Raw genomic sequence first — 6,835 nt, 5'->3', positions numbered from 1 at the left:
TCGGGTGCCATGCCGGAGGAGCCGCGGTGGGCGATGACGTCGGGGTCGCCGGTGGCGGCGTGTGCGGTGGTCGTCGTCAGGGCCAGGGCCAGACCACTCAGCACGGCCACGACGGCACCGGCGTGCCTCTTGCTCGCATGCTTCACTGCAACCTCCCGCGTTGAATGACTCCCAGGAGGCTGGCGGAGCCCGGTTACGGGAACCCTGCCGACGTCTGGCGGCGCCGGGATCGGCCGGTGGAGCGCGAAGGCGAACCGCTCAATCGCGGCGGAAGGGCAGCGAACGCGCGCAATCGCCCCCTTCCGGCCGGCGACGTCACCTGCCGAGGACGCCCTCGGGCAGCAGCGACTGCGGCGAGGTGGCCGGGTGCCCCACCTCCAGCGATCCGAGGCGACCGTTCAGGAGCGGAGCACCGGGCACCCCGGCGGACGGGCCCGGCGCGGGCGCGGACCCGGCGACGGGCACCAGGAGAGCGGCGGCCAGGAGGAGACAAGGGCGAGCTTCTTGATCACGTCCGCCCCAACGAACGGCGGCCCAGGGGGGAAACGCTCGCCGTAGGCCGACTGGCCCAGTGGCGTTACCCGCGAGGTAATCGACCGCTCCCGTCCCGCCCGGCAGGATCGGACACGTCGGCGGGAACCCCCGCCGGACCGGATCACCGCGGCGAGGAGAACACGATGTCCGTCGAGCACACCGCAGGCGCGGGGGAGCAGGTCACCGAGGCCACCCGGAGCGTCGTGAGCGAATTCCTGGCCGCGCGCGTGGCGGGGGACACCGGGCGGCTGATCGAGTTGTTCGCCGACGACGTCGACTGGCAGCTCGCCGATAACCCCGCCGTCCCCTGGATCCGGCCCCGCTCCACGGGCGCGGAATGCGCGGCGCAGTTCACCGAGTTGATGGAACACACCGTGCCCGAGGACGCGCGTGCCTCGGTCGGCACCTTCCTCGTCGACGGCGCGGACGCCGTACTGATGGGCCGGGTGTCGGGGACCGTACGCGCGACGGGCCGGAGCTTCGAGGGCCCGTTCGCCCTCCACCTGACCGTCGAGGACGGCCGGATCACCCGGCACCACCTCTACGAGAACAGCCTGTCGATCGCCGAGGCCTGCACCCCCGCCGTCTGACGGTTCAGCCGGTCCGCCCGAGCCGCCCGTCGAAAGCGGCACCGACGTCGGGACAGTTGAGCCGGACGGTGTCGAGGAAGGCGTCCATGACCGGGGAGCGGTCCCTCAAGCCGAAGGACGGCACCAGATCGGGCAGGGCGGTCGGCCGCGGACTCCTTGCCCAGCAGGGCGCACAGCCCGGTGGGCACGGCGGGCTCGTCCGCACCCGGCGCGACGATCAGCGGCCGCCGGCGGAACCGGCCGACACTCACCGTCGGCCGGCCCGCGCACGGCTGCGCGGTGCGAGGTCCGCTCGGGGTCACCGCGGCGGGGCCGGCCTACTACCCCAACCGGCGCGAACGGCGCGTTCGGGCACGCCATGGCGTACGAGGCCGGGTCTTCGCCGTCACGGCGACGCTACTCGGTACGCAGCGCCGTGGCCGTACGCGCGCCGGCCGCCCAGCCGGCCGGGACCAGCGCGCCCAGCACCGCGATCACGACCCCGCCCAGTCCCAGCAGGAGCAGCTGAACAGGCCCGTACACATCCAGGACCGGCGTCGGCAGACTGGTGCCTACGGCATGCCCCATCACCGGCATGACAAGGCCGTGCAGCGCGTACCCCGCCGGGACGCCGATCAGCCCGCCGATCACGCCGATCGCAGCCACGGAGGAGAGCACGAGGCTCATGGTCTGCCGCGGTGACATGCCGATCGCCTTGCAGACGCCCAGGTCGTGGATGCGTTCCCGGGTGTCCAGGACCACGGAGTTGAGTATGCCGAGGCCGGCCACGGAGACCAGCATCAGGGTGAGCAGCACCGCCATCGCGGACATGATGAGGAGGACGCCCTCCTGCCCCGAGGGGGCATTGGTCGTGGCGTCGCCGCCCAGCGGCTGTACGACCGCGGCGACCTTCTGGGCGTACGCGTCGGCGGAGGCGCCGGACTTCACCTCGACGAGGAAGGTGGTGGGCTTTGCCGACGCGAAGTCGGCCATGTCCGCGTGGATCTCCAGCCCGCTGCCCGAGGTGTCGAAGGACTCGCCCACGATCCGCAGGTTCGCGGTCTCCGTCTCGTGGGTCACCCGCACCATGTCACCGATCTTGGTACTGGTCCTTTCCAGGAAGCGCGTGGGCACCACGACCTGACCCGTATCGGTGATCCAATGCCCGGCGATCATTTCGTAGCTGCCGGAGCGCGAATCGCCCTGGTAGAGGCTGGCCCGAACCGAACCGGAGATCCCGGCCACGGCGACCTCGGTCCGGGTCTTGCCGTAGTACGACTTCAGCCCCGCCTCGGACTTGAGGGCGGCCCGGACCCTCGCCGGGTCGGCGCCCTGGGGCCCGGACGGGCCAACCGCGCTGCCGCCGACGGGAGACGGGCTTGCCGCGCCGCCCCCCGCAGGAGGAGGCGGAGGAGGAGCGGCGTTGTTGAGCTTGACCGTCGTGACCGTGACCGCGGCACGGCTCTCGGGATCCTGCGAGGCACCGATCGCACTCAGGGACGAGGTCAGCCCCACCGCGAAGGTCGCCGCGACCGTACCGAACGCCACCGCCAGCAGCATCGCGAGGGTACGGACCGGATGGGTGAAGGGGGTGGCGAGACCGTAGGTCACCGGTCGCGGCAGCGGCAGCAGCCCCACCACCCGGTGTGCCCACTGGCCGCGCCCTGTGCGCGGCGACCTGCCGACCGCGATGGCTTCGACCGTGCGCAGTCTTCCGGCCCGCAGCGCGGGAATCAGCGCCGCGAGCCCCACGACGACCAGGGCGGCGGCCGGCACCGTGACGTCCACCCACCAGGCCACCGAGAGCGAGACGGTGCCGTATACCGCCTCGGTGTCCGAGAGCAGCGGCACTGCCAGCAGGTTTCCCAGGACGACCCCCAGGGCGATGCCGGCACCGGCCGGAATCAGCGCCTGGGCCACGTAGGCACGTACGACCTCGCCCGGAGTGAAGCCGATGGCCTTGAGAACGCCGATTCTGCGCAGGCTGGTGCCGACCGCACCACTGATCACACTGCTGACGATGATCACCGACATCACGATGCCGAGCACGCCGAAGGCCATCACGAACGGGACGGTCGCCGCCGCACCCTGATCAGCGGCGCGTTTGATGTCCAGCCAGGACTGGGTACCCAGCAGCGCACCGGACCCCACGGAGGCGGCGAGCTTCTTCCGCGCGGCGAGGATCTGCTCCGTCGTACTCGCGGCGTCGAAGCGGTAGAGCATCTGGCTCGTGACCGGACTGCCCTCCGACCCCAGCACGTCGACCTGCGCGGGAGTCGCCCAGGCGTCGGCTGTCCTGCCGGCCGACACCGCGAAGCCGACGATCGAAAGGGTTGGGGCGTTCGTGGAGTCCGAAGCCTTCAGAGTGGCGCCGATCCCGATGGCGGGCCCCTCGAAGGACGCGGCGAGCACGATCTCGCCCGGCTGCCGCGCCCACCGGCCGGACTTCAGCTCCACGCGGTCCACGTCGCCGTCCGGACCGGACCGCCCCACCAGGGTCAGCGTCGGCAGAGGGAAGCCCGCCTGGTCCACCGGGCGGATCGCCGTGGTCGGGTACGGCCCCGACTTCGCGGTGACGCCGGCCGGCTCGCCGGTCTCTGCCAGCTTCGCCGCACTCGCCTTGACCGGATCGAACTGGGCGGTGATGTGCGCACCCTGCTGCTTCTCGAAAGCGTGCTCGAAGGGCGCGGCCGAGGCGACCATCAGCGACCCGGCGACCACGGCCGACGCCACGGCCATCATCGTGGCCACGGCGATCACCACGGTCTGCACCCGCCGCCGGCCCACCCCGGAGCGTACGACCCGGCCGAGCGCGCCGGTACCGAACATGCTCATCGGACGGCCTGCGCGTACGAGTCGACGGCTACGTGACCGTCTACCAGGTGAATCGTGCGGCTCGCGCACGCCTCCGCGAACGTCAGGTCGTGCGTCACCAGCACGATGGTCTGTCCGGAGCGGTGCAGATCCATCAGCAGATCGCGGACGTCGTGGCCCGAGGCGGTGTCGAGCGCACCGGTGGGCTCGTCGGCGAGCAGCAGCGCCGGCCGGTTGACCAAGGCCCGGGCGACCGCGACCCGTTGGCGTTCGCCTCCGGACAGTCGACCCGGGTAGGCGCGGGCGTGCTGCTGGATGCCCAGCATCTCCATGAGCTCACCCGCGCGGGCCGCGGCCGCGCGCCGACCGGTCCCGGTCAGCTGGGCCGGGAGCTGGATGTTGTCGGTGACGGTGAGGTCGTCGAGGAGATTGAAGAACTGGAAGGCCATGCCGATGTGCTCGCGACGGAACTTGGCGAGGGCGTGCTCACTCAACCGGTCGATTCGCCGCCCGGCCACGATCACGGCGCCATCGGTCGGCTTGTCCAAGCCGGCGACGAGGTTCAGCAGGGTGGACTTGCCGCTGCCGGAAGGGCCCGTGACGGCAAGGGCCTCTCCCTTGGCGACGCTGAGCGTGAGCGGTCCGAGCGCCGGGTCGCCGGCGCTGTCGTAGCGCTTCACCACACCCTCCAGTTCGATCACTTGACGCATACGAGTTGTCCGTCCCTTGCGGTCGAGAGAGGCACCTGCCGTTACCGGTCCTGCGAACCTAGGGGCGCCGCGTAGAGGGCGCGTCGGCCGCGGAACCGACATCACGTCCTTCCCGCGGAGGATTCGGCCGCGGGTCATCCCTGAGAAGTAGGCCTCCGGGGCAATGCCCCGGCCGGACAGGCGGACGCGGGCAAGGTGGAGAGCGCAGCACAATGCACGGGTGGAGACGGAAGACCGGCGCAGCCGGCATCGGCAACTCATCGACGCGCTACGCCCGGAGGCGAAGGCCGCCCCGCTGTCCCGGCGAGCAGTGAGCGCCGATGTGGTGCTGGCGTTCGTACTGACCGTCATCGCCCTGTTCGTGGCGGTGCGCCATCCCGGCGCCGGGCCGGTGAACATCAACCTCCCTGCGGTGGACGGCGGGACCGGGGTCCCGGCCCCGCCCTCGCCGCCCGACCCCGGCCAGGTGCCCGTCGAGGAAGAACCCTCCTCCGTGCCCTGGGCCCTGGTCGTCCTGTCGACGCTGCCGCTGGCAGCCCGGCGCCGGTATCCGCTGACCCTGTTCCTGGTGGTGCTGGGTGCCGCACTGGCCATCGGTGGCTCCGCCTCCTGGATCACCGTCCTGGCCTGCGTCATCGGCGCCTACAGCGCCGTCGTGTACAGCCGTTACCGGACAACGGCGATCGCCGTCCTGGTGATCGCCGCCGCGCTGTCCGGTTTCGCCTTCCGCAACGCGGAACCCGTGCTCCCCGGATGGTCCAGCCCGGGATTCGTGCTCCTGGTGGCAGGGATGCTGGCCAGCCTCGTCCGCTTTCTGCAACTGCGGCTGGCCGCCAGCCGGAACCGGGTGACAGAACTGCGGGCCGCTCAGGAGGAGGCCACGCGCCGTGCCGTCGAGGAGGAGCGGGCCCGCATCGCCGCCGAACTGCACGACGTCGTGACCCACAATGTGAGCGTGATGGTGATCCAGGCCGGCGCGGCCCGCAAAGTGATGGACATGGCGCCCGAGCAGTCGAAGGAGGCACTGCTGGCCGTCGAGGCGGGCGGTAGGGCAGCCATGGCCGAACTCCGCCACGTGATGGGCCTGCTGGCCGCCCCGGACCACGAGAGGCCCGATGGCCGGGAGCCCCAACCCGGGCTCGCGCAACTCGACGCACTCGTCGCACGAGTACGCGCCGCCGGAACACCCGTGAGCGTCGGGGTGTCGCTGCCGCCCGATCCGCTGCCACCGGGCGTGGACCTCGCGGCGTATCGCGTCGTACAGGAGGCGCTGACCAACACGATCAAACATGCGCGCGGCGCGCAGGCGTCCGTCGCCATCGGGTACACCGACGCCTGTCTGGAGATCGAGATCACGGACACCGGTGGCACCGAGGATTCCCCGCCGGTGCAGAGCAACGGCCGTGGCCACCTGGGGCTGCGCGAGCGGTTGGCCGTCTACAAGGGCGAGCTGACGGCCGGGCCGACGCCCGCCGCCGGCTACCGGGTGACGGCCCGCATCCCACGGAGCGCGGTATGACCGCGGACCGGCCGCCGCTGCGCGCCGTCATCGCCGACGATCAAGCCCTCGTACGCACCGGCTTCAAGATGATCCTGGCTGCCGACGGTATCGAGGTGACGGCCGAGGCGGCCGACGGGGCCGAGGCCGTCGCAGCGGTTCGGCGTACGCGGCCCGACGTCGTCCTCATGGACATCCGGATGCCGGAGATGGACGGCATCGAGGCCACCAGGCGCATCACCGGGGACGCCGGCCCGGCCGGAACACGGGTCATCATCCTCACCACCTACGACCTCGACCACTACGTCTATGCCGCGCTGACGGCCGGCGCCAGCGGCTTCCTGCTCAAGGACGTCACCCCCGAACACCTGGTCTCCGCCCTACGCCTGGTGCGGACCGGCGACGCTCTCCTCGCGCCCACGATCACCCGCCGGCTGATCGAGCGCTTCGCCCGTCACGACGAACCGCAGACCATCGCCCCGCACCGCGATCTGTCCGGCCTGACCCCGCGCGAGCTCGAAGTGCTCCGCCTCCTCGCGACGGGCCTCAGCAATGCCGAACTCGCCTCCCGGCTGTTCCTCAGCCCGACCACGGTCAAGACCCACGTCGGCCGCATCCTGTCGAAGCTGGACCTGCGCGATCGCGTCCAGGCTGTCGTCTTCGCCTACGAGACCGGGCTGATCGCCCCGGGCGGGGGCGCCTAGTGCCTG

Annotated in this window: 6 protein-coding genes; 3 read left to right on the top strand and 3 right to left on the bottom strand. The window is 71.6% G+C overall.

The genetic code is table 11. The features are described 5' to 3' along the window. Window positions 1-315 precede the first annotated feature (315 nt). Window positions 316-465 (bottom strand): hypothetical protein, encoded by a 150-nt coding sequence (locus ACFWR9_RS38275; RefSeq protein ID WP_383850991.1) that lies wholly within the window; start codon window positions 463-465, stop codon window positions 316-318. Between the two features lie 212 nt (window positions 466-677). Here ACFWR9_RS38275 and ACFWR9_RS38270 point away from each other — a divergent pair, with 212 nt between their 5' ends. Beyond that, entirely contained in the window at window positions 678-1,124 is a 447-nt protein-coding gene (locus ACFWR9_RS38270) for a nuclear transport factor 2 family protein (RefSeq protein WP_383850988.1), read from the top strand. A 396-nt stretch (window positions 1,125-1,520) separates the two neighbouring features. Here ACFWR9_RS38270 and ACFWR9_RS38265 read toward each other — a convergent pair whose 3' ends face one another. Both ACFWR9_RS38265 and ACFWR9_RS38260 read right to left on the bottom strand, forming a co-directional pair. Further along, window positions 1,521-3,938, bottom strand: a complete 2,418-nt coding sequence (locus tag ACFWR9_RS38265; RefSeq protein ID WP_383850984.1) for an ABC transporter permease — start codon at window positions 3,936-3,938, stop codon at window positions 1,521-1,523. Further along, window positions 3,935-4,627: an ABC transporter ATP-binding protein gene (locus ACFWR9_RS38260; protein ID WP_383850982.1), complete on the bottom strand. Its 693-nt coding sequence runs from the start codon at window positions 4,625-4,627 to the stop codon at window positions 3,935-3,937. The genes ACFWR9_RS38265 and ACFWR9_RS38260 overlap by 4 nt, the downstream gene beginning before the upstream one ends. Window positions 4,628-4,847: 220 nt before the next feature. Between ACFWR9_RS38260 and ACFWR9_RS38255 the strand changes: the two genes are divergently transcribed. Then, window positions 4,848-6,146, top strand: a complete 1,299-nt coding sequence (locus tag ACFWR9_RS38255) for a sensor histidine kinase (protein ID WP_383850979.1) — start codon at window positions 4,848-4,850, stop codon at window positions 6,144-6,146. Further along, a complete protein-coding gene (locus ACFWR9_RS38250) occupies window positions 6,143-6,829 on the top strand; it encodes a response regulator (protein WP_383850976.1) in 687 nt (228 codons plus the stop codon). Before ACFWR9_RS38255 ends, ACFWR9_RS38250 begins: the two co-directional genes overlap by 4 nt. Window positions 6,830-6,835 lie beyond the last annotated feature (6 nt).

Origin of the sequence: Streptomyces sp. NPDC058534 (assembly GCF_042717365.1) — a bacterium.
Taxonomy (GTDB): Bacteria; Actinomycetota; Actinomycetes; order Streptomycetales; family Streptomycetaceae; genus Streptomyces.
Note: the sequence above shows the minus strand (reverse complement) of the source record. Positions and strands in the feature narration are given on the sequence as shown.

What these genes read in the sequence shown, in the direction of transcription:
- ACFWR9_RS38270 (WP_383850988.1), top strand. Translation starts at nt 678, where the DNA reads ATGTCCGTCGAGCACACCGCAGGCGCGGGGGAGCAGGTCACCGAGGCC.
- ACFWR9_RS38265 (WP_383850984.1), bottom strand. Translation starts at nt 3,938, where the DNA reads ATGAGCATGTTCGGTACCGGCGCGCTCGGCCGGGTCGTACGCTCCGGG.
- ACFWR9_RS38260 (WP_383850982.1), bottom strand. Translation starts at nt 4,627, where the DNA reads ATGCGTCAAGTGATCGAACTGGAGGGTGTGGTGAAGCGCTACGACAGC.
- ACFWR9_RS38250 (WP_383850976.1), top strand. Translation starts at nt 6,143, where the DNA reads ATGACCGCGGACCGGCCGCCGCTGCGCGCCGTCATCGCCGACGATCAA.